The sequence below is a fragment of the Archangium minus genome, assembly GCF_044360475.1.
In the GTDB taxonomy this organism is placed as follows: domain Bacteria; phylum Myxococcota; class Myxococcia; order Myxococcales; family Myxococcaceae; genus Archangium; species Archangium minus.
This window is the reverse complement of the sequence record NZ_CP043494.1, coordinates 5,435,324-5,457,471: the sequence shown is the minus strand read 5'-3', so window position 1 is coordinate 5,457,471 and position 22,148 is coordinate 5,435,324. Positions and strand designations below refer to the sequence as shown.

The window sequence follows — 22,148 nt, the reverse complement described above, 5'->3', positions numbered from 1 at the left end:
GCTCCTCAGTTCGAGCCCGGACGTCCGCGCCGATGCTGTGCGAGCCGGCGCATTCCCTCGCGCCGGTTGCCTCCCGCGGCAGAGGAGTCCTCGACGCTCACCGACCCGGAGGCCCCCGACAGGTACGCGGCCAGCGCACGAACGGTGGAGAATTGGAACAGCTCAACCATGGGAACCTCGCGGCCCACCAGTGCCTCGACCTTCACGTGCACCGCTTGCAGCAGCAGCGAGTTGCCTCCCAGGTCGAAGAAGTTGTCTCCCGCGCCCACGCGATCCAGCCGGAGCACCTCGGCCCAGATGGCCGCGAGCGACTGCTCGAGGCCGGACTCCGGAGAGACGTAGTCCCGCCCCGTCCGCAGCATGTCCGGTGCGGGCAGGGCCTTGCGGTCCACCTTGCCGTTGGGCGTGAGCGGCAGAGCCTTCAGCGTCACGAAGGCCGAGGGCACCAGGTGCTCAGGCAACGAATCCTTGAGGAAGGAGCGCAGCGCCGCTGTCTCCACCTCCTGTCCCTCTCGTGGCACCACGTAGGCCACCAGCCACCCGCCGCTGGGTCCGTCGTCTCTTACCGCGACCACCGCCTCACGCACGCTCGGGTGCTTTGCCAGCGCAACCTCGATTTCACCCAGCTCGATGCGGAAGCCGCGCACCTTCACCTGGGTGTCCCGCCGTCCCAGGAACTCGAGGTTCCCGTCCGGCAGGTACTTCACCAGGTCTCCCGTCCGGTACAGCCGAGCCGCGGGCTCCGTGCTGAACGGGTGGGCGACGAACTTCTCCGCCGTGAGCTCCGGCCGGTTCAGGTACCCGAGCGCCAGGCCGTCTCCCCCCACGTACAGCTCCCCGGTCAGGCCCACGGGCACCAGTTGCATCCGCTCGTCCAGCACGTACACCTCCGTGTTGGACACCGGCCTGCCGATGGGCACCGACGTCGCCCCCTCGGGCACCTCATTCACCTCGTACCAGGTCGTGTTCGTCGTGTTCTCGGTGGGCCCGTACAGGTTCAACAGCCTCACGCCATGGCTCCGCCGCAGCACCTCCCTCAGCCACCTCGGGTCCGCCGCCTCGCCTCCGAACATCACGGAAGGAACTGTCTGGAAGGCGTCCGGGCACTCCGCCGCCACCTGGTTGAAGAGCGCCGTCGTGAGGACCACCACGCTCACCTGCTTCTCGCGCAGGAAGCTGGCCAGGGCCTTCGGTGACAGGGCCACCTCCTTCGGTACGACCACCACGGTCGCGCCGTTCAGCAACGCGCCCCACAGCTCGAGGTTCGACGCGTCGAACGAGGTGTTGGACATCTGCGTGAAGCGGTCCTCCGCCGTCACCTGGAGGACGCAGGTGTCGCGCACCAGCCGGACGACGCCCCGGTGGGGGATGCACACGCCCTTGGGCTTGCCCGTCGAGCCTGACGTGTACATCACGTACGCCAGGGACTCCGCTCCTACCGGCTCCTCGAGGTTCTCTCCCCGCTCGTGCGCGAAGGCCTCCTCCGACAGCTCCACCACCTTCGCCTTTGTCGGAGGCAGCTTCGACGCCAGCTCCGGCCGCACCAGCACCACCGGCACCGCTGTGTCCTCCAACATGAAGGCCAGCCGCTCCTGGGGATACGACGGATCCAACGGCACGTAGGCCCCGCCCGCCTTCAGGATGCCGAGCATCGCCACCACCAGCTCCAGCGAGCGTCCCGAGCACAGGCCCACCAGCGTCCCCTTCCCCACGCCCAGCCGACGCAGGGACCTGGCCACCTGGTTGGCGCGTCGGTTCAGCTCGGCATACGTGAGCCGCCGGGCCTCGTACTCCGCGGCCACCGCCTCGGGTCGGAGCGCCACCTGCTCCTCGAAGAGGGAGTGGATGCTGGCCCGCGGGTACTCCGTCCAGGTCTGGTTCCACTCCACCAGCACCTGCCGTCGCTCCTCCTCCGTCAGCAGGGGCAGCACCGCCACGGGCTGCTCCGGACGAGCGACGGCGCCCTCCAGCAGCCGCGTGTAGTGCGCCATCATCCGGGCCACCGTCTCCGCGTCGAAGAGGTCGGTGTTGTACTCGATACCGCCCTCGAGCCCCGCGTCGGTCTCCTGCAGCGACAGCGTCAGCTCGTACCTGGCCGTCTGGCCCTCCACGCTCAGCGGCTGGAGCATCAACCCCGGCAGCGTGAGCTCCTCCAGCGGGGCGTTCTGCAGGACGAACAGCACCTGGAACAGCGGCGTGCGGCGGGTGTCTCGCTCGGGCTTCAGCTCCTCCACCAGCTTCTCGAAGGGCACCTCCTGGTGCGCGTAAGCGCCCAGCGCCGTCTCCTTCACCTGGCGCAGCAGCTCCCGGAAGGGTGCCTCTCCCTTCACCCGCGCCCGCAGCACCAGCATGTTGACGAAGAAGCCGATCAGCCCCTCCACCTCTGCGTGATCACGGCCTGCGATGGGCGAGCCCACGCAGATGTCGTCCTGTCCCGAGTAGCGGTGCAACAGCGCCTGGAAGCCCGCCAACAACGTCATGAAGAGCGTGACGCCCTCCTGGTGGCTCAACTTCCTCAACCCCTCCGTCAGCGCCAGGGGCAGGTGCACGCGCTGCACGGCGCCCCGGTAAGTCTTCACCGCGGGCCTGGGTCTGTCCGTCGGCAGCTCCAGTGCGGTCGGTGCGCCCTCCAACTGTGCGCGCCACCAGGCGAGCTGCGTGCTCAACACCTCTCCGTCGAGCCACTCCCGCTGCCACGTCGCGTAGTCCGCGTACTGGATGGGCAGCGCCTCCAGCGGGGACTGCTTGCCTGCCAGGAAGGCCTCGTAGAGCGCCTTCAGCTCCCGGACGAGCACGCCCATGGACCAGCCATCCGAGACGATGTGGTGCAGCACCAGCACCAGCACGTGCTCTGCCTCGCCCAGGCGCAGCAGCGTCACTCGCAGCAGGGGCCCCAGGGTCAAGTTGAAGGGGCGAAGGGACTCCTCGGTCGTCAACCTCCGGAGCTCTTCCTCGCGCGTCCCTTCGGGCACCGCGCGCAGGTCCACGGTCGTCAGTGACAACGGCGTTGGAGGAGCGATGACCTGGACCGCCCCGCCCTGTCCCTGCTGAAACGTCGTCCTCAGGGGCTCGTGCCGGCGCACCAGCTCGGTGAAGCAGCGCTCCAACACTGTCACGTCGAGTGCGCCGTCCAGCCGGAGCGCCATGTAGATGTTGTAGAGCGGGCTGTCCGGGGACAACCGGTCCATGAACCACAGCCGCTGCTGCGCGAAAGACAGCGGGAGTGGCCCCTCTCTCGGTACGGGAACCAGCGGCGGAGTCTGGAACACCGGCCGCTCTCCCAGCAGGGCCTCGAGCCGGACCGCCAGCTCGGCGACGGTCGGCGCCTCGAAGAGGACACGCACCGGCAGGTCCACCCGCAGCATCTCCCGCAGGCGCAACACGGCCTGCATCGCCAGCAGCGAGTGACCTCCGAGCTCGAAGAAGTGCTCCCGAGCCCCCACACGTGGCTGCTTCAGCAGGGACGCCCAGAGGCCCGCGACCACCTGTTCCAGCTCCGTCCGGGGCGCGACGTACGCCTCCCGTGCTTCACCGATCGCCTCCGGTGCCGGCAGTGCCTCGCGATCCACCTTCCCGTTGGGCGTAAGCGGCAGCGACTCCAGCAACACGAAGGCCGAGGGCACCATCTGCTCGGGCAACGACTGCTTGAGGAAGGCCCTCAGCGCTCCCGCCACCACCTCCTGGCGTGGCACCACGTAGGCCACCAACCGCTTACCGCCGAGCTCCTCGTCCCGGACCGTGACCACCACCTCGCCCACGCCTGGGTGCTTTGCCAGCGCCGCCTCGATCTCACCCAGCTCGATGCGGAAGCCACGCACCTTCACCTGCGCATCCCGCCGACCCAGGTACTCGAGGTTCCCGTCCGGCAGGTACTTCGCCACGTCTCCCGTCTTGTAGAGCTTCGCCCCCGGCTTCTGGCTGAACGGGTGCGCCACGAACTTCTCCGCCGTGAGCTCGGGTCGGTTCAGGTACTCGAGCGCCAGACCATCCCCCCCGACGTACAACTCTCCGGCCACGCCCACCGGCACCGGCTGCATCCACGCATCCAGCACGTACGCTTCCGAGTTCGAGATGGGCCTACCGATGGGCACCGACGTCGCGCCCTCGGGCACCGCCTTCACCTCGTAGGTCGTCGAGAACGTCGTGTTCTCCGTCGGCCCATAGCCGTTCACCAGGTGCTCTGGCGCCCCCTTCTCCAACACCTCCCGCACCCACCTCGGGTCCGCCGCCTCGCCGCCGAACACCACGTACTTCATCGTCTGGAAGGCATCCGGGCACTCGGCGGCCACCCGGTTGAAGAGCGCCGTCGTCACGAACATGTGGCTCGCCTGCTGCTCGCGCAGGAACGCGGCCAGGGTCCTCGGCGACAGCACCACCTCCCTCGGCACTCGGACGAGCGTCGCTCCGTTCAACAACGCGCCCCACAGCTCCAACGTCGCCGCGTCAAACGACGTGTTCGACATCAACGTGAAGCGATCCTCCGCCGTCACCTGGAGGAACTGGGTGTCTCGCACCAACCTCACGATTGCCCGGTGAGGGATGCACACGCCCTTGGGCCTGCCCGTCGAGCCCGACGTGTACATTACGTACGCCAGGGACTCCGCTCCCACTGGCTCCGCGAGGTTCTCTCCCCGCTCGTGCGCGAAGACCTCCTCCGACAGCTCCACCACCTTTGCCTTCGTCGGAGGCAGCTTCGACGCCAGCTCCGGCTGTACCAGCACCACGGGCACCGCCGTGTCCTCCAGCATGAACGCCAGGCGCTCCACGGGGTAGGACGCATCCAGCGGTACATACGCACCGCCCGCCTTCAGGATGCCGAGCGTCGCCACCACCATCTCCAGCGAACGCCCCGCGCACAGCCCTACCGGCGTCCCCACCGCGACACCCAGCCGTCGCAGGGACCAGGCCACCTGATTGGCTCGCCGGTTCAGCTCGGCGTACGTGAGCCGAGCTCCCTCGGACTCCATGGCCACCGCTCCGGGCCGGCGCTCTACCTGCTCCTCGAACAGCGCGTGGACACTGGCGTCGCGCGGGTACTCCGTTCGCGTCTGGTTCCACTCCACCAGCACCCGCCGCCGCTCCTCCTCACTCAACAGCGGCAGCTCACCGATGCGGCATCCGGGATTCGCCACCACGCCTTCCAGCAACATCCGCAGGTGCCCGAACATCCGGTCAATGGTGGAGGCCTCGAACAGGTCCGTGTTGTACTCGACCACGCCCTCCAGTCCTGCCGCGGTCTCCCTCAGCGACAACGTCAAGTCGAACCTTGACGTCTGGCCGGCAAGGCTCAGCGACCGAGACACAATTCCCGGCAGCGCCAGCTCTGGCGACGGAGTGTTCTGCAGGGCGAACGCAACCTGGAACAGCGGCGTGCGGCGGGTGTCACGAGCAGGCTTCAGCTCTTCCACCAGCTTTTCAAAGGGCAACTCCTGGTGCGCGTACGCCCCCAGCGCGGTCTCCTTTACCTGGCGCAGCAGCTCCCGGAAGGGCGCATCTCCCCTCACCCTCGCCCGCATCACCAACATGTTGACGAAGAAGCCGATCAGCCCCTCCACCTCTGCGTGATTGCGGCCTGCGATGGGCGAGCCCACGCAGATGTCGTCCTGTCCCGAGTAGCGGTGCAGCAGCGCCTGGAAGCCCGCCAGCAGCGTCATGAACAGCGTGACGCCCTCCTGGTGGCTCAGCTTCCGCAGTCCCTCCGCCAGCGCCAGGGGCAGGGTCAGGTAATGGAGCGCTCCTCGGTAGCGCAGCACCGGAGGTCTCGGCCTGTCCGTCGGCAGCTCCAGGACTGGCGTCGCTCCCTCGAGCTGCTGACGCCACCAGGAGAGCCGGGAGCGCAACACCTCTCCATCGAGCCACTCCCGCTGCCACGTCGCGTAGTCCGCGTACTGGATGGGCAGCGCCTCCAGCGGGGACTCCTTGCCCGCCAGGAAGGCCTCGTAGAGCGCCTTCAACTCCCGAGCGAGGACCCCCATCGACCAACCATCCGAGACGATGTGGTGCATCGCCAGCACCAGCACGTGCTCCGCCTCACCCAGGCGCAGCAACGTCACCCGCAGGAGCGGTCCCACCTTCAAGTCGAACGGCCGTAGGACCTCCTCGTTGAACAACCGCCGCGCCTCTTCCTCGCGATTCGCCTCGGGCAGCTCGCGCAGGTCCACCACCGTCAAAGGCAGCTCCACCGTGGGGGAGATGACCTGGAACACGCCCTGCTCACCCTGCTGGAACGTTGTCCGCAGGGCCTCGTGCCGCTGCACCAGCACACGGAAGCTTCGCTCCAGCGCGCACACGTCGAGTACGCCCTCCAGGTGCAGCACCAGGGCGAGGTTGTAGAGCGAGCTCCGCGAATCGAACCGATCCAGGAACCACAGGCGCTGCTGCGCGAAGGACAGTGGCAGCGCACCGTCCCTCGGCATCGGAACCAGCGGAGGAGGCCGGAGCTCCTGCTTCCCACCTGGCATCGATTCGAGCCGTTGCGCGAGCTCCGCCACTGTCGGGGACTCGAAGAGCACACGCACCGGCAGCTCCACTCGGAGCTCCTCACGCAGGCGCGACGTCACCTGCATTGCCAGCAACGAGTGCCCGCCCAGCTCGAAGAAGTTGTCGTGTGCCCCCACTCGCCCCTGGCCCAGCAGCGACGCCCAGAGGTCCGCCACCCGCTGCTCCAGCTCCGTCCGGGGGGCTACGAACTCTTCCCGCGCTATTTCCACGTCCGGAGTGGGCAGGGACTTCCTGTCCACCTTCCCACTGGGCGTCAGGGGGAAGGACTCCAGGCTCACGAAGAACTGCGGCACCATGTACTCGGGCAGCCGCTCCTTCAGGAAACGCTTCAGCTCTCCGGCTGCTGGCGCCTGTCCGTCCTGACCCACCACGTACGCCACGAGCCGCTTTCCGTCGGCGCTCACCTCTCTGGCAACGACAGCCACGTCCTTCACTGTGGGGTGCCTGGCCAGCGCGGCCTCCACCTCCGCCAGCTCAATGCGGAAGCCACGCACCTTCACCTGCGCATCCCTGCGCCCCAGGAACTCGAGGTTCCCGTCCGCCTGGTACCTTGCGTAGTCCCCCGTCCGGTACAGCCTGCGCCCTGGCGCCACTCCCAACACATCCGGGACGAACTTCTCCTGCGTCAACTCCGGCCGGTGCAGGTAGCCCCTCGCTACTGCTGCCCCTCCTATGTGCAGCTCTCCCGGCACCCCCACCGGCACCGGCTCTCCATTCCCGTCCAGCAGGTGCACGCTCGTGTTGGCTATCGGCTTGCCGATGCTTGGCAGCTCCGGCCAGTTCTCCGGGCTTCCCTCCAGCCGGTACGCCGTCGCCACGTGCGTCTCTGTCGGCCCGTACTGGTTCTCCAGGACACCGCCCAGCTTCTTCATCAGGCGCCGAAGCGCTGGCGTCACTCGAAGTTGCTCGCCCGCCGTGATGATTTCCTTGAGCCTGCTCGGCGCCAGCCCCTCTCTGTCCGCCACCTCCGCCAGGTTTTGCAGCGCCACGAAGGGCAGAAACAGTCTCTCCACCCCGCTGCTCTCCATCCTCTCCAGCAGCGCCCTCGCCTCCAGCCTCAGCTCCTCGGGGATAAGCACCAGCTCTCCACCCGCCCCCCACGTGGAGAACAACTCCTGGAAGCTCACGTCGAAGCTCAGCGCCGAGAACTGCAGCGTCTTCTTCGCCTTCGAGCGCTCCACCTGCCACCGCATGAGATTGAGCAGCGGCCGGTGGTGCATCGCCACTCCCTTTGGTACTCCCGTCGAACCCGATGTGTAGATGACGTACGCCAGCACTTCTGGCCCTGACACGCTCTCCGGATTCGCCTCGCTGCTCCCGGCCCACGCTCCCTCGTCCGCATCCAGGTACAGCCGCCTGGCCTCACTGGCCGGTAGCGTGTCCTTCAGCGCCTGCTGGGTGAGCAGCACCGGCGCTCGCGACGCGTTGAGCATCAGCGCCAGCCGCTCCGCTGGGTACGCCGGGTCCAGCGGCACGTATGCGCCCCCGGCCTTCAGGACTCCCAGCACGCCCACTGCCAGCTCCAGCGAGCGCTTCACGCACAAGCCTACCGGCACGTCTGGCCCCACTCCCAATGTCCTCAGGTGGTGCGCCAGCCGGTTCGCCTTCCGGTTCAGCTCTCCGTAGGTGAGCCGCTCCTCCCCAAAGCTCACCGCCACCGCTTCAGGCGTCCTGTCCGCCCACGCTTCGAACAGCTCGTGCACACCACGGGCTGGCGCATGCAGCACCGCCGTGTCGTTGAACTCCACCACCACCCTGCGCCGCTCCTCCTCTCCCATCAGCGGCAGCGCGGAGACACGCTGCTCTGGGTTCGACACAGCCCCTTCCAGCAGTCGCACGTAGTGCGCCGCCATCCGCTCCACCGTCGCCTCGTCGTACAGGTCGGTGTTGTACTCCCAGAGGCTCACCAGCCCGTTCGGCGTCTCTCTCACGAACAGCGTCAGGTCGAACTTCGCCATCCCGGGCTGGAAGGCGAACTCGTCCACGGACACGCCCGGGAGCGCCATAGCCGTTAGCGCGGTCTGGTAGACGAACATGACCTGGAAGAGCGGAGACCGGCTCAGGTCGCGAACCGGCTGGAGCGCATCCACCAGCTGCTCGAACGGCAGATCCTGATGGGCATAGGCCCCCAAGCACGACTCACGCACGCGACGCAGCAACACCCGGAAGCTCACGTCGTCCGACACATCCACGCGCAGCGCCAGCGTGTTGAGGAAGAAGCCGATGAGCCCCTCTACCTCGCGTCGGTTGCGCCCGGAGATGGGCGAGCCCACCACGATGTCCGCCTGTCCGCTGTAGCGCGCCAACAACGCCTGGTACGCCGCCAGGAACGCCATGAACTGCGTGACGCCCTCCTCGTGGCTCAGCTTCTTCACTGCCGCGGACAACGCCGGAGGCAGGGGCATCGCCAGATACGTCCCACGGAAGGTCTGCACAGCGGGCCTCGGCCGGTCCGTCGGCAGCTCCAACACGGGAGGTGCTCCGGCGAGCTGCTGCTTCCACCAGGAAAGTTGCTCCTCCAGCACTTCGCCCTTCAGCCACTCGCGCTGCCATGTCGCGTAGTCCGCGTATTGCACCGGCAAAGGCAGCAATGCGGGCTCCGTTCCCGAGGAGAACGCCCGGTACAACGTCTCCAGCTCGCGCAACAGCAGGTCCAAGGACCAGACGTCGCAGGCGATGTGGTGCATCACGAGCACCAGCACATGCTCGTCCGCCGCTGCGCGCAGCAGCACCGCTCTCACCAACGGACCTGTTTCCAGCTCGAAGGGACGGCGTGCCTCCTGCTCTACTCGGAGCCGAACCGCATCGGAGGACTGCCCCTCCAGGCGCTCTACACGCAGCGTCAGTCTCTGCTCGGAGGCAATCCGCTGCACCGGCCGGCCATCCACTTGCACGAACGTCGTCCGCAGGGACTCGTGTCGACGGACGATCTCTCGCAGGCTCCGATCCAGCGCGGATACGTCGAGCTGGCCCTTCAGCCGCACGGCATAGGGAACGTTGTACGTGAACCCACCGGGCTCGAGCTGCTCGATGAACCACAGCCTCTGCTGCGCGAAGGACAGGGGCAACCCGCCCTCTCGCGGAACCGGGACCAGGGGCGCAAGCTGCCGCCCTTGTTGTCCTCCCGGCATCGACTCGAGTCGGGCGGCCAGCTCCGCCACCGTCGGGGCCTCGAAGAGCACCCGTACGGGCAACTCCCGCTGGAGCGCCTCACGCAAACGCGTGGCCACTTGCGTCGCCAGCAGCGAGTGCCCACCCAGCTCGAAGAAGTTGTCGTGTGCCCCCACTCGCTGCTGCTTCAGCAGGGGCGCCCAGATGTCAGCTATCCGCTGCTCCAGCTCCGTCCGTGGCGCCACGTATCCCTCGCGCGTCGGCGCCTCCGCCTCCGGGGCCGGTAGGGCCTTGCGGTCCACCTTCCCGTTGGGCGTGAGCGGCAGGGCCTCCAGCCACACGAAGGCCGAGGGCACCATGTGCTCGGGCAGTGTCTGCTTGAGCAGGGCTCTCAGTGCTCCCGCGTCCACCTCCTGGCCTTCGCGCGGCACCACGTAGGCCACCAGCCTCTTGCCACCGGGTCCCTCGTCCCGGGCCGTCACCACCACCTCGCCCACGCCGGGGTGCTTCGACAGCGCCGCCTCGACTTCCCCCAGCTCGATGCGGAAGCCGCGCACCTTCACCTGCTCATCCCTCCGCCCCATGTACTCGAGGTTCCCATCCGGCCGGTACCGCACCAGGTCTCCCGTCCGGTACAGCCGGGCCTCCGGCTCCGTGCTGAACGGGTGCGCCACGAACTTCTCCGCCGTGAGCTCTGGCCGGTTCAGGTACCCGAGCGCCAGCCCATCTCCGCCTGCGTACAGCTCGCCCACCACCCCCACGGGCACGGGCTGCATCCGCTCGTCCAGCACGTACACTTCCGTGTTGGACACAGGCCTTCCAATCGGCACCGAGTGCCCCACCTGCCCGGGCTCTTGCATCCCGTAGCAGCAGGTGAAGGTGGTTACCTCCGTCGGCCCGTAGCCATTCACCAGGTGCTCCGGTGCTCCCTTCTCCAACACCTCCTTCACCCACCTCGGGTCCGCTGCCTCTCCGCCGAACAGCACGTACTTCGCCGTCCGGAACGCGTCTGGGCACTCCGCCGCCACCTGGTTGAAGAGCGCTGTCGTCACGAACATCACGCTCACCTGCTGCTCGCGCACGAACGCGGCCAGGGCCCTTGGTGACAGCGCCACTTCCTTCGGCACGCCCAGCAGGGTCGCCCCGTTCAACAACGCGCCCCACAGCTCGAAGGTCGACGCATCAAACGCCGTGTTGGACATCTGGGCGACGCGGTCCTGCTCCGTGAACCGAACGTGGTTCGTGTTCCGAACCGTCCTCACGATGCCGCGATGAGGGATGCACACGCCCTTGGGCTTGCCCGTCGAGCCCGACGTGTACATCACGTACGCCATCGCCTCGGGAGCAACCCTCTGCGAGAGGTTTTCGCCGCTCTCGCTCGCGCAGGACGCCTCCGTCAGCTCCACCACCTGCGCACTCACCGGCGGCAGCTTCGACATCAGCTCCGGCTGCACCAGCACCACCGGCACCGCCGTGTCCTCCACCATGAACGCCAGGCGCTCCGCTGGGTACGTCGGGTCCAGCGGCACGTATGCCCCTCCCGCTTTCAGGATGCCCAGCGTCGCCACCACCAGCTCCACTGAGCGGCCGGCGCACAGCCCCACCCGTGTCCCCACCGTGACGCCCAGCCGCTTCAGGTGTCTGGCCACCTGGTTGGCCCGCCAATTCAGCTCCGCGTACGTGAGCCTCCGCCCCTCGTACTCCACCGCCACTGCTCCGGGCCGGCATGCCACCTGCTCCTCGAACAACTCATGGACACTGGCCTCACGCGGGTACTCCGTTCGCGTCTGGTTCCACTCCACCAGCACCCGCCGCCGCTCCTCCTCGCTCAGCAGCGGCAGCTCCGACAGGCGCTGCTCTGGCCGCGCGAGCGCTCCCTCCAGCAGCCGCACGTAGTGCGCCGCCATCCGCTCCACCGTCGCCCCATCGAACAGATCGGTGTTGTACTCCCACTGGCTCACCCACCCTTCCGCTCCCTCCCTCACGAACAGGGTCAGCTCGAACTTCGCCAGCCCGGGCTCGAAGGCGACCTCTTCAGAGGAAACACCGGACAGAGACAACGCGGGAGACGACTCCTGGAGAGCGAACATCACCTGGAACAGCGCCGGGCGGCTCAAGTCGCGCACCGGGTGCAGGGCATTCACCAACTGCTCGAAAGGCATGTCCTGGTGCGCATATGCGCCCAAGCAGGCTTCACGAGTCCGGACCAGCAGCTCGCGGAAGCTCGTGTTCGCGGGAGCATCCACGCGCAACGCGAGCGTGTTGACGAAGAAGCCGATGAGCCCTTCCAGCTCGCGCTGGGTGCGCCCCGCGATGGGCGAGCCCACCACGATGTCCGTCTGTCCGCTGTAGCGCGCCAGCAGAGCCTGGTACGCCGCCAGGAACGTCATGAAAGGCGTGACGCCCTCCCGGCGATTCAGCTCCCGAATGGCGCCAGAGAGCGCCGCGGGCAGACGCACCGCCAGCGTGGCCCCACGGAACGTCTGCACGGGAGGCCTCGGCCTGTCCGTGGGAAGCTCCAACGCGGGTGGCGCTCCGGCCAGCCGCTGCTTCCACCAGGACAGCTGCGTCTCCAACACTTCGCCCTTCAGCCACTCCCGCTGCCACCGGGCATAGTCGCCGTACTGCACTGGCAATGCGGCCAGCGCGGGCTCGACGCCTGTGGAGAACGCCTCGTACAACGCGGACAGCTCCCGCACGAGCACGCCCAGGGACCAGCCATCCCCAACAATGTGGTGCATTACCAGCACCAGCACGTGCTCTTCCGCGGTGACTCGCAACAGCAGCACCCGGACCAGCGGGCCCTTCTCCAGGTTGAACCCGCGCCGGAACTCCTCCTCCACGCGCCGCTGGACCGCACCGGAGCGCGCCTCTTGCGGCAACTCCTCCAGACGCTCCACGGGCAGCGTGAGTGTTAGCTCCGCAGCCACCCGCTGTACTGGCTGCCCATCCACCTGGGTGAACGTCGTGCGCAGGGCCTCGTGCCGACGCATCAGCTCCGCCAGGCTCCGCTCCAGCGCCGCCACGTCGAGCTGGCCTTTCAGCCGCGTTACAAACGGAAGGTTGTAGGCAAAACCTCCCGGCGCGAACTGCTCGATGAACCACAGCCTCTGCTGCGCGAAGGACAGTGGCAGCTCACCGTCTTTCGGCATTGGCACCAGCGGTGGAGGCTGAACCCCTTGAGATCCACCCGCCGCGGACTCCAACCGTTGCGCCAGCTCCGCCACCGTCGGGGCCTCGAAGAGCACCCGTACGGGCAACTCCCGCTGGAGCGCCTCACGCAAACGCGTGGCCACCTGCGTCGCCAGCAGCGAGTGCCCACCCAGCTCGAAGAAGTTGTCGTGTGCCCCCACTCGCTGCTGCTTCAGCAGGGTCGCCCAGATGTCAGCTATCCGCTGCTCCAGCTCCGTCCGTGGCGCCACGTATCCCTCGCGCGTCGGCGCCTCCGCCTCCGGGGCCGGTAGGGCCTTGCGGTCCACCTTCCCGTTGGGCGTGAGCGGCAGGGCCTCCAGCCACACGAAGGCCGAGGGCACCATGTGCTCGGGCAGTGTCTGCTTGAGCAGGGCTCTCAGTGCTCCCGCGTCCACCTCCTGGCCTTCGCGCGGCACCACGTAGGCCACCAGCCTCTTGCCACCGGGTCCCTCGTCCCGGGCCGTCACCACCACCTCGCCCACGCCGGGGTGCTTCGACAGCGCCGCCTCGACTTCCCCCAGCTCGATGCGGAAGCCGCGCACCTTCACCTGCTCATCCCTCCGCCCCATGTACTCGAGGTTCCCATCCGGCCGGTACCGCACCAGGTCTCCCGTCCGATACAGCCGGGCCTCCGGCTCCGTGCTGAACGGGTGCGCCACGAACTTCTCCGCCGTGAGCTCTGGCCGGTTCAGGTACCCGAGCGCCAGCCCATCTCCTCCCACGTACAGCTCGCCCACCACCCCCACGGGCACGGGCTGCATCCGCTCGTCCAGCACGTACACTTCCGTGTTGGACACAGGCCTTCCAATCGGCACCGAGTGCCCCACCTGCCCGGGCTCTTGCATCCCGTAGCAGCAGGTGAAGGTGGTTACCTCCGTCGGCCCGTAGCCATTCACCAGGTGCTCCGGTGCTCCCTTCTCCAACACCTCCTTCACCCACCTCGGGTCCGCTGCCTCTCCGCCGAACAGCACGTACTTCGCCGTCCGGAACGCGTCTGGGCACTCCGCCGCCACCTGGTTGAAGAGCGCTGTCGTCACGAACATCACGCTCACCTGCTGCTCGCGCACGAACGCGGCCAGGGCCCTTGGTGACAGCGCCACTTCCTTCGGCACGCCCACCAACCGCCCGCCGTTCAGCAGCGCGCCCCACAGCTCGAAGGTCGACGCATCAAATGCGGTGTTGGACATCTGGGCGACGCGGTCCTCCGCGGTCACCTGGATGTACTCAGTGTTTCGAACCAGGCGGACGATGCCGCGGTGAGGGATGCACACGCCCTTGGGCTTGCCCGTCGAGCCCGACGTGTACATCACGTACGCCATCGCCTCGGGAGCAACCCTCTGCGAGAGGTTTTCGCCGCTCTCGCTCGCGAAGGACGCCTCCGTCAGCTCCACCACCTGCGCACTCACCGGCGGCAGCTTCGACACCAGCTCCGGCTGCACCAGCACCACCGGCACCGCCGTGTCCTCCACCATGAACGCCAGGCGCTCCGCTGGGTACGTCGGGTCCAGCGGCACGTATGCCCCTCCCGCTTTCAGGATGCCCAGCGTCGCCACCACCAGTTCCACTGAGCGGCCGGCGCACAGCCCCACCCGTGTCCCCACCGTGACACCCAGCTTCTTCAGGTGTCTGGCCACCTGGTTGGCTCGCCAGTTCAGCTCCGCGTACGTGAGCCTCCGCCCCTCGTACTCCACCGCCACCGCTCCGGGCCGGCATGCCACCTGCTCCTCGAACAACTCATGGACACTGGCCTCACGCGGGTACTCCGTTCGCGTCTGGTTCCACTCCACCAGCACCCGCCACCGCTCCTCCTCGCTCAGCAGCGGCAGCGCGGAGACACGCTGCTCTGGCCGCGCGATGGCACCTTCCAGCAGTCGCACATAGTGCGCCGCCATCCGCTCCACCGTCGCCTCGTCGTACAGGTCGGTGCTGTACTCCCAGATACACAGCCACCCCTCTGGGGTCTCTCTCACGAACAGCGTCAGGTCGAACCTCGACACCCCGGACTCGACGACGAGCTCGCTCGCGGAGACCCCCGGCAACTCCAGCGCCGCGCATGGCACCGAGCCCTGTTGAACGAAGAAGACCTGGAAGAGCGGAGACCGGCTCAGGTCGCGCACGGGCTGGAGCGCATCCACCAACTGCTCGAACGGCAGATCCTGGTGCGCATAGGCTCCCAGGCAGGTCTTGCGCACTCGTCCCAGCAGCTCGCGGAAGCACACATCCCCGGAGCCATCCACGCGCAGCGCCAGCGTATTGGCAAAGAAGCCGATGAGCCCCTCCACCTCGCGTCGGTTGCGCCCGGAGATGGGCGAGCCCACCACGATGTCCGTCTGCCCGCTGTAGCGCGCCAGCAGTGCATGAAAGCCCGCCAGTAGCGTCATGAACGGCGTGACCGCCTCTTTGCGGCTCAGCTCCTTCACGGCTCCGGAGAGCACCGGGGAGAGCATCACCCTCCGAGCCGCACCGCGAGCGGACTGCACGAGAGGCCTGGGCCGATCCGTCGGCAGCTCCAGCACGGGAGGTGCTCCGGCGAGCTGCTGCTTCCACCAGGCCAGCTGTGTCTCCAGCACCTCGCCCTTCAGCCACTCCCGTTGCCACGTCGCGTAGTCCGCGTACTGCACCGAGAGCGCGGGCAGAGAGGGCTCCTCGCCCCTGACGTACGACTGGTACAGCGCGGAGAGCTCCCGCTCCAGCTGCGACAGGGACCACATATCGCTGACGATGTGGTGCTTGGAGAGCAGGAGCACGTGATCGTCCTCCGCCACGCGCAGCAGCCGAGCGCGGAGCATCGGCCCCTTCTCCAGATCGAACGGGCGCCGCGCCTCCTCCTCCGCGAGCCGTCGGAGCACCTCCTCACGCTCGCCCTCCGCGACTCCTTCCAGGCGCTCCACGGGCAGCACGAACTCGTGTTCCGGAGCAATCCGCTGCACTGGCTGCCCGTTCACCAACGTGAACGTCGTCCTGAGCGACTCGTGCCGCCGGACGAGCTCCGCCAGGCTCCGCTCCAGCACGGACACGTCGAGAGGCCCCTTCAACCGAGCGAAGAATGGGACGTTGTACGTGTGGCTCCCGGGTGCGAGCTGATCGATGAACCACAGCCGCTGCTGTGCGAAGGACAGCGGCAGGGCCTGGCTCCTAGGCACGGAGGCCAGGGGAGGAGGCTTGCGTCCTGGCTTTCCGGCCGGCTTCGGCTCGGTTGTCTCGGAGGGGGGCAGTGGAGTGCCTTCGGACGGAAGTTGCACGTCGCGCACGTTCATATCGACTCGCGTGTCCTGAACCGGGTGAAAGCCCTCCGTGGCGCGGAGAGCCCTCGGTGTGGGAGTGGGGGAATCCGCGCCTGGGGGCAAAGGCGCGCACGGCGAGACTGCGCCCGCTGCCCGGAGACAGCGGGAAGACCACGGAAGCAGCAGGGGAAGACAAACTCAGGGGGTACTGCCGGACGTCTCCTTCAAACGCTCGCGCAGGAGGAACTTGCGGATCTTCCCTGAGGGGGTCTTCGGCATTTCAGAGATGATCTCCAGGCGGTCCGGCCAGTAGGAGACGGACATGCCGGCCTTGCGAAGGTGCTCTCTCAACTCCTTGAGGGAGGGAGCCTCCTCGCGAGGCACCACGACAGCACACACCCGCTCGCCGCCGATGCGGTCATCCGCATGGGCCACGACGGCGACCTCCCGCACCTTGGGATGCGCATACAGCGCTGACTCGACCTCCACGACGGGAATCTTCAGGCCGTGCCGGAAGATGATGTCCTTGAGTCGGCCGGCGATGCGGATGCCGCCGCGTCCGTCGTCTCGAGCCAGGTCACCCGTGTCGAACCACCCTTCCGCGTCCAAACACGCGTTGTAGGTGTCCTCGCACTTGAAGTACCCGAGGCATTGGCTCGCGCCGCGGACCAGGAGTCGTCCCGCGCCATCCGGAAAAGGACTTCCATCCTCGGCGGTGGCGGGGGCGATCTTCACCTCCATCCAGGGCACAGGAGCGCCGTCGCTGTTGGCCGGCCAGTCGGGGGGATCCTCGTGCCGGGTGATGGTGACGGCGCCGTTCTCTGTCATTCCCCAGAGCGTGTGCAGCCGGACGCCAAAGCCATCACGCACCTCGGCGATGAGATGAGGCGGCACGGGCGTAGACCCGGTGGCCAGACACTTCAGCGTCGTCATTTTCCGAGGCCGGCGCTTCTGCGCCGCGAGCATGTTCAGGTAGTACGTGGGAATCCCATACATGAACGAGATTCCATGCTCCTCGATGAGCGCTAGATGGAACTCGGGATCCGCCACGTCCAGATAGACAGCCGTCGCCCCGAGGAGCACGGGCATCTGGAAGAGATAGGTAAAACCGCTCGAGGCGGTGAGGAGGCTCGGCAGCGAGATGACGTCATCCGCGCCCAACTCCATGGTCTCGTTGAGGGCCCGGGTGATGGCGTAGTTCGTGTTGTACGAGTGGACCACGCCCTTGGGCTCGCCGGTGGTGCCCGACGTGTAGAGCACATTGAACACGTCATCCGCACGTGCCGTCAGCTCGTCCAGCGCATGGGCCGGATACCGCTCCTCCCACCGGTTGGAGACCAGCCAGGCATCAAAATCCAGCTCCCCTTCTGCCAGACCGCCCCCTGCACCCAGGAAGATGCGATGGCGCAGCGAGGGAAGCGCCGGAGCCATCTCCCGGAGCATGGCGCGGTGCGAGAACCCGGTCCAGCTCGCGGGGCCGATGTAGACCGGGGCCTCGGTCCTGCTGAGAATGAACTCCACCTCGCGCCGCCGGTAGTCGGGAGGAATGGGCGCGAGGACCGCGCCAATGCGCGCGCAGGCCAGGGCGATCGCAGTGAACTGCCACCAGTTGGGGAGTTGCACGGCGACGATCTGCTCGCGCCCGACGCCCAGCTCGCGAAGGGCCCCAGCGAACCGGTCCATGTACATCCCCAGTTCCGCGTAGCTGATTCGCGTCACATCGCGAGCGAAGTACCGGGCCGCGACGATCGCCGCTTTGTCCGGGTGGTTTTTGATCGCGCGAAAGAGGTCATCGACAACAGTCTCGTCTCGCCACCACCCCTTCTGGCGATAGGCCGAGCCATTCACTCGCGCGGCAGCGTTGCCGAACTTCTCCGCCATCTCGCTCACCTCACGTGTTGGGGCGTTTTCATGTGATTCGGAGATGCAAGCCCTAACACTTTCTCGATCGCTGGCCAATGTAGGGATTTTTTTTTACATCGGGACCCAACTTCACACATTGACGAGCCATCTCCCGATTTCTTATAGCGTGTACCCGCTAAGCATCGAAGTCACGAATTGCCTCCCCCACAAGTCATGACTCGCTCGATGATTGCCGCAACGACAGACGCAGGCCTCGAGAGCCCTTCCGATGACGGGATTGGCGCGCTCGAAGATCACGCGAAACGAATCCGGCGGCTCATCGTCCGGCTGGCTGCAACCCCCACGGGGTGTCATCTCGGTGGCTCCCTCTCCCTGGTCGAGCTCCTCGTGGCGCTCCTCGGCCGCGTCATGAAGACCCGGCCAGACGCCCCTCACTGGGAAGAACGAGATCACCTCATCCTCTCGAAGGGACACGCCGCGGCAGGGCTGTATGCCGCCCTGTCTGAGTTTGGCTTTTTCGATCCCGAGGCGCTGGTCCGGCGTTACAACGCGGAAGGAAGCATCTTCACGGGCCATGTGAATGCAAAGGTGCCCGGCGTGGACTTCTCGACCGGGAGCCTGGGCCACGGGTTGGGCCTGGGGACCGGACTCGCGCTCGGCTACCGGCTGAAGGGCTTGGGCAACCGTGTCTATGTCATCTGTGGTGATGGCGAGATGGGTGAAGGCTCGAACTGGGAAGCCATTCAGATCGCCTCACATCAACGTTTGTCCAATCTGACAATAATTATCGACCGTAATTGTGGTCAGAACGATGGACCGACGGAGTCCATCCTGTCGCAGGCGGCACTCACGGACCGACTGAGGATGTTTGGGTTCGAGGCGCTCGAGGTGGACGGCCACGATCTCCGTGCGCTCTGCCAGGCGATGGAGGCCCCCGCGAAGGGAGCAGCCCCGCGCGCCATTATCGCGAAGACGCAGAAGGGCGCAGGCGTCCCCATGTTCAAGGGCAAGGGCCCGCACTACGCGGTCTTCACCCCTGAGCAGCTCCGGCGCGCGCTCGTGTCCATGGGAGAGGTCCCATGAGCGAGCTTCAGACGGTAGGCGCGGATCTCGCGAGTGACCCAGAGACGTGGCTGAGAGAGAACCCCAAGCTCCCCAACCGGCAGATCTTCCGGCATGCGCTGGCGCGCTTCGCGGAGCAGGATCCCCGCCTTGTGCTGCTCGAGGCAGACCTCGGCGGCGCGGGAGATCCCTTCGAGGCCCGCCACAAGAGCCGCTACTTCAACCTGGGCATCTGCGAAGCCACCATGCTCGACGTGGCGTGCGGCATGGCGCACGTGGGGCACGTCGTCTTCGCGCACACCTTCGCGCCCTTTGGGGCGATGCGGGCCTGCGAGCAGGTGCGGCTCGGGATGGCCTACCCCCAGGCGAACGTGAAGCTCGTCTGTGACTACGGGGGCGTTTCGGGTGCCTTCTTCGGGCCCACCCATCACGCCATCGAGGATCTCGCCATCCTCCGGGCCATGCCGGGGATGACGGTGTTCTCCCCGGCGGACGGGCTGGAGACGATCCTCGCCACGCGCGCGATGATCGAGCACAACGGCCCGGTGTACATGCGGCTCGGCCGCAACCGAGTAAGCCGGCTGGAGGCGCAACGGGAGGGCTTCACACTCGGCCGAGCGCACTGCTTCCGTGAGGGCTCGGACGTAGGGCTGATCGCTCACGGCGAAATCGGGGTCTCCGTCGCGCTGGAGGCCGCCTCGCGGCTCGAGGCCCAGGGGGTCTCCGCGCGCGTGGTGAACATGCACACGCTCAAGCCACTCGACGAGGCAGCCATCCTCGAGACGGCGGAGCGGACGCAACTCCTCGTCACGGTGGAGGAGCACAACATCCTCGGCGGGCTCGGAGGCGCGGTGTGCGAGACCGTGTGCGCGCACGGGCTCGGCCGGCGGGTGCTCCGGATGGGTATTCAGGATCGCTACGATCCGCTCGCGGGCACCCACGAGTCGCTGCTCCTCGGGCACGGGCTCGACGGCGCGAGCGTGGCCGAGCGCATCCTCGCCTCTTTGTCGCGCCTCCACACGGTGGCGCCGGAACCTGTCGCAGCGAGGAGGAACTGATGCAGGTGCAAAAACAGCTGGAGAAGCAGGTGGATGCCGCGGGAATCAACGGTTGCCCCACGTGTGCCTTCGAGATCTTCGGAGACAGCTTCATGGAGGGCGAGGTTGTCACGTGCGAGGGCTGCTCCGTGGAGCTTGAGGTGGTCGGACTGAAGCCCCTCCGCTTCGCCGAGGCGCCCGAGGTCGAGGAAGACTGGGGCGAATAGCCACTGGACGGAGCCGCTCGTACTCCCATGAAGAGGATCGATCTGATCTACACACGGCTGCGCACGGAAGAGCGGATGATCCTCGACGCGCTCCGGAAGCGGGAGTGCGAGGTCCAGCTCCACCAGGACTCCGACCTCGTGCTCTCGCTGGACGCGGAGCGCTGGTCCGGAGGCAACGTCGTCCTGATGCGGAGCATGTCGCTCACCCGCTCGCGGTATCTGGCGGCGATCCTCGAGGTCAAGGGAGCACGCGTGGTGAACAGCTCCCAGGCCATCACCACGTGTGGGGACAAGATCCTCACGAACCTGGCGCTCGCGGCCCACGGTGTTCCGATGCCGTGGTCGTTCGCGGGCTTTGAGGAGGAGGCCTGCGTCGCGGAGATCGAGCGCCGGGGCTACCCCGTGGTGACGAAGCCGGCAGTGGGCTCATGGGGGCGCATGGTCGCGCGCATCGAGGGACGCAGCGCGGCCGAGGGCCTCATGCAGATGCGCTTCGAGACAGGAGGCGCGCAGGACCACGTCGGGCTCGTGCAGCAGTACATCGACAAGCCGGGCTATGACCTGCGCGTCTATGTGATGGGCAGAGCGGTGGGAGGCATCCGGAGGCGTTCGGAGCACTGGGTGACGAACACGGCGCGCGGCGCGGTGCCCGAGCGGTACGAAGTGCCGGAGTCGCACGCCAAGCTCGCGGAGCGCGCGGCAGCAGCCGTCGGGGCAGACATCGCGGCCGTGGACCTGCTCGAGACCCGAGAGGGGGAGATCCTCGTGAACGAGGTCAACCACTGTGTCGAGTTCGCCCGGAGCATCGAATTCGCCCGAATCCCGCTGCCGGAGCTGATCGCGGAGTACACCGCCGGGGTGCATCCATGACGCGCGTGGCCGTGCTGGGAGCCTCGGGCTACACGGGTGGAGAGGTACTGCGGCTGCTCCTCGCGCACCCCGCCGTGGAGGTCGTCCAGGCCACCTCGGGTCAGTTCGCGGGCAAGCGCCTGGACTACCCGCATCCGAGTCTCCGGGGCATGAGCGCGCTGCGGTTCGTCCCCCATGAGGCGCTGGAGCCGTGCGATGTCCTCATGAGCTGTCTGCCCCAGGGTGGACTCATCGAGCGCTGGGCCCGAGTGCGCGAGCTCGCGAGTCGAGTGATCGACCTCAGCGCGGACTTCCGGTTGGATCCCACGGATCACGAGCGTTGGTACAAGAAGCACCCACGGCCCACGGATGTGCCGGAGTTCACCTATGCGCTCCCGGAGTGGACGGCCAGCCAGCTCCCCGGGGCCCGCTACGTGGCAGTGCCCGGCTGCATGGCACACGCCTCGCTCTTGGGAATCCTCCCGCTGGTGTGCGCGGGCCTGGTGAAGCCGGAGCTCGTCGTCGATGCGAAGACAGGCTCCTCTGGGGGTGGTGCCACACCGGCTCTCTCGTCCCATCACCCCGAGCGCGCCTCCGCCCTCCGTTGCTACCGGCCCGTGGGGCATCGGCACACGGGGGAGCTTGAGAACATCGTCGAGCGCCTCACAGGGACGCGTCCGAGCGTGCACTTCAGCGCCACGGCCGTACCGAGCGTGCGCGGCATCCTGTCGACAGTGCACTGCTTCGCGGCGAGACCGATCGTCGATGAAAACGAGCCCCTCCGTGCGATCGCGACCGCCTACCGGGAGAAGCCCTTTGTGCGGCTCATCCGGCCGAACACGAGCGCCTCACCCTTTCCCGAGCCAGGTCCGCTCCAGGGGACGAACTACTGTGACCTCGCCGTGGACGTGGATCCCGACAGGAACCGGATCGTCGTCAACGTAGCGATCGACAACCTGGTGAAGGGCGCGGCGGGAACAGCCGTCCATGCCCTGAACCTGATGCTCGGGCGCCCTGAGACGGAAGGGCTCGGGTTCCGCGGCCTGCATCCCATCTGAAGCATCCGCAGTCTGGAATTTCCA

Annotated in this window: 7 protein-coding genes; 5 read left to right on the top strand and 2 right to left on the bottom strand. The window is 67.3% G+C overall.

From position 1 onward, the window contains the following. Positions 1-5 precede the first annotated feature (5 nt). The gene (locus F0U60_RS22460; protein WP_395823122.1) at positions 6-16,061 is read right to left on the bottom strand and encodes a non-ribosomal peptide synthase/polyketide synthase; all 16,056 of its coding nucleotides are present in this window, start codon (positions 16,059-16,061) and stop codon (positions 6-8) included. 165 nt (positions 16,062-16,226) lie between these two features. Then, positions 16,227-17,909: an AMP-binding protein gene (locus F0U60_RS22455; protein WP_395823120.1), complete on the bottom strand. Its 1,683-nt coding sequence runs from the start codon at positions 17,907-17,909 to the stop codon at positions 16,227-16,229. A gap of 195 nt (positions 17,910-18,104) precedes the next feature. On the opposite strand from F0U60_RS22455, the gene F0U60_RS22450 reads away from it, so the two are divergent. From F0U60_RS22450 to argC, 5 genes are read left to right on the top strand one after another with little or no spacing between them, the layout of a single operon-like run. Next, positions 18,105-18,974: a transketolase gene (locus F0U60_RS22450; RefSeq protein WP_395823118.1), complete on the top strand. Its 870-nt coding sequence runs from the start codon at positions 18,105-18,107 to the stop codon at positions 18,972-18,974. Further along, positions 18,971-20,011, top strand: coding sequence for a transketolase family protein (locus F0U60_RS22445; protein WP_395823116.1), 1,041 nt, complete (start codon positions 18,971-18,973; stop codon positions 20,009-20,011). Before F0U60_RS22450 ends, F0U60_RS22445 begins: the two co-directional genes overlap by 4 nt. Next, positions 20,011-20,217: a lysine biosynthesis protein LysW gene (gene lysW / locus F0U60_RS22440; RefSeq protein ID WP_395823114.1), complete on the top strand. Its 207-nt coding sequence runs from the start codon at positions 20,011-20,013 to the stop codon at positions 20,215-20,217. Before F0U60_RS22445 ends, lysW begins: the two co-directional genes overlap by 1 nt. Positions 20,218-20,244: 27 nt before the next feature. Next, positions 20,245-21,087 (top strand): RimK family alpha-L-glutamate ligase, encoded by an 843-nt coding sequence (locus F0U60_RS22435; RefSeq protein ID WP_395823112.1) that lies wholly within the window; start codon positions 20,245-20,247, stop codon positions 21,085-21,087. Further along, positions 21,084-22,124 carry an N-acetyl-gamma-glutamyl-phosphate reductase gene (gene argC, locus F0U60_RS22430; protein WP_395823110.1) on the top strand — a complete coding sequence of 347 codons (1,041 nt, stop codon included), beginning with the start codon at positions 21,084-21,086 and terminating at the stop codon, positions 22,122-22,124. Before F0U60_RS22435 ends, argC begins: the two co-directional genes overlap by 4 nt. Positions 22,125-22,148 lie beyond the last annotated feature (24 nt).

What these genes read in the sequence shown, in the direction of transcription:
- F0U60_RS22450 (WP_395823118.1), top strand. Translation starts at nt 18,105, where the DNA reads ATGACTCGCTCGATGATTGCCGCAACGACAGACGCAGGCCTCGAGAGC.
- argC (WP_395823110.1), top strand. Translation starts at nt 21,084, where the DNA reads ATGACGCGCGTGGCCGTGCTGGGAGCCTCGGGCTACACGGGTGGAGAG.
- F0U60_RS22435 (WP_395823112.1), top strand. Translation starts at nt 20,245, where the DNA reads ATGAAGAGGATCGATCTGATCTACACACGGCTGCGCACGGAAGAGCGG.
- F0U60_RS22460 (WP_395823122.1), bottom strand. Translation starts at nt 16,061, where the DNA reads ATGAACGTGCGCGACGTGCAACTTCCGTCCGAAGGCACTCCACTGCCC.
- F0U60_RS22455 (WP_395823120.1), bottom strand. Translation starts at nt 17,909, where the DNA reads ATGGCGGAGAAGTTCGGCAACGCTGCCGCGCGAGTGAATGGCTCGGCC.
- lysW (WP_395823114.1), top strand. Translation starts at nt 20,011, where the DNA reads ATGCAGGTGCAAAAACAGCTGGAGAAGCAGGTGGATGCCGCGGGAATC.
- F0U60_RS22445 (WP_395823116.1), top strand. Translation starts at nt 18,971, where the DNA reads ATGAGCGAGCTTCAGACGGTAGGCGCGGATCTCGCGAGTGACCCAGAG.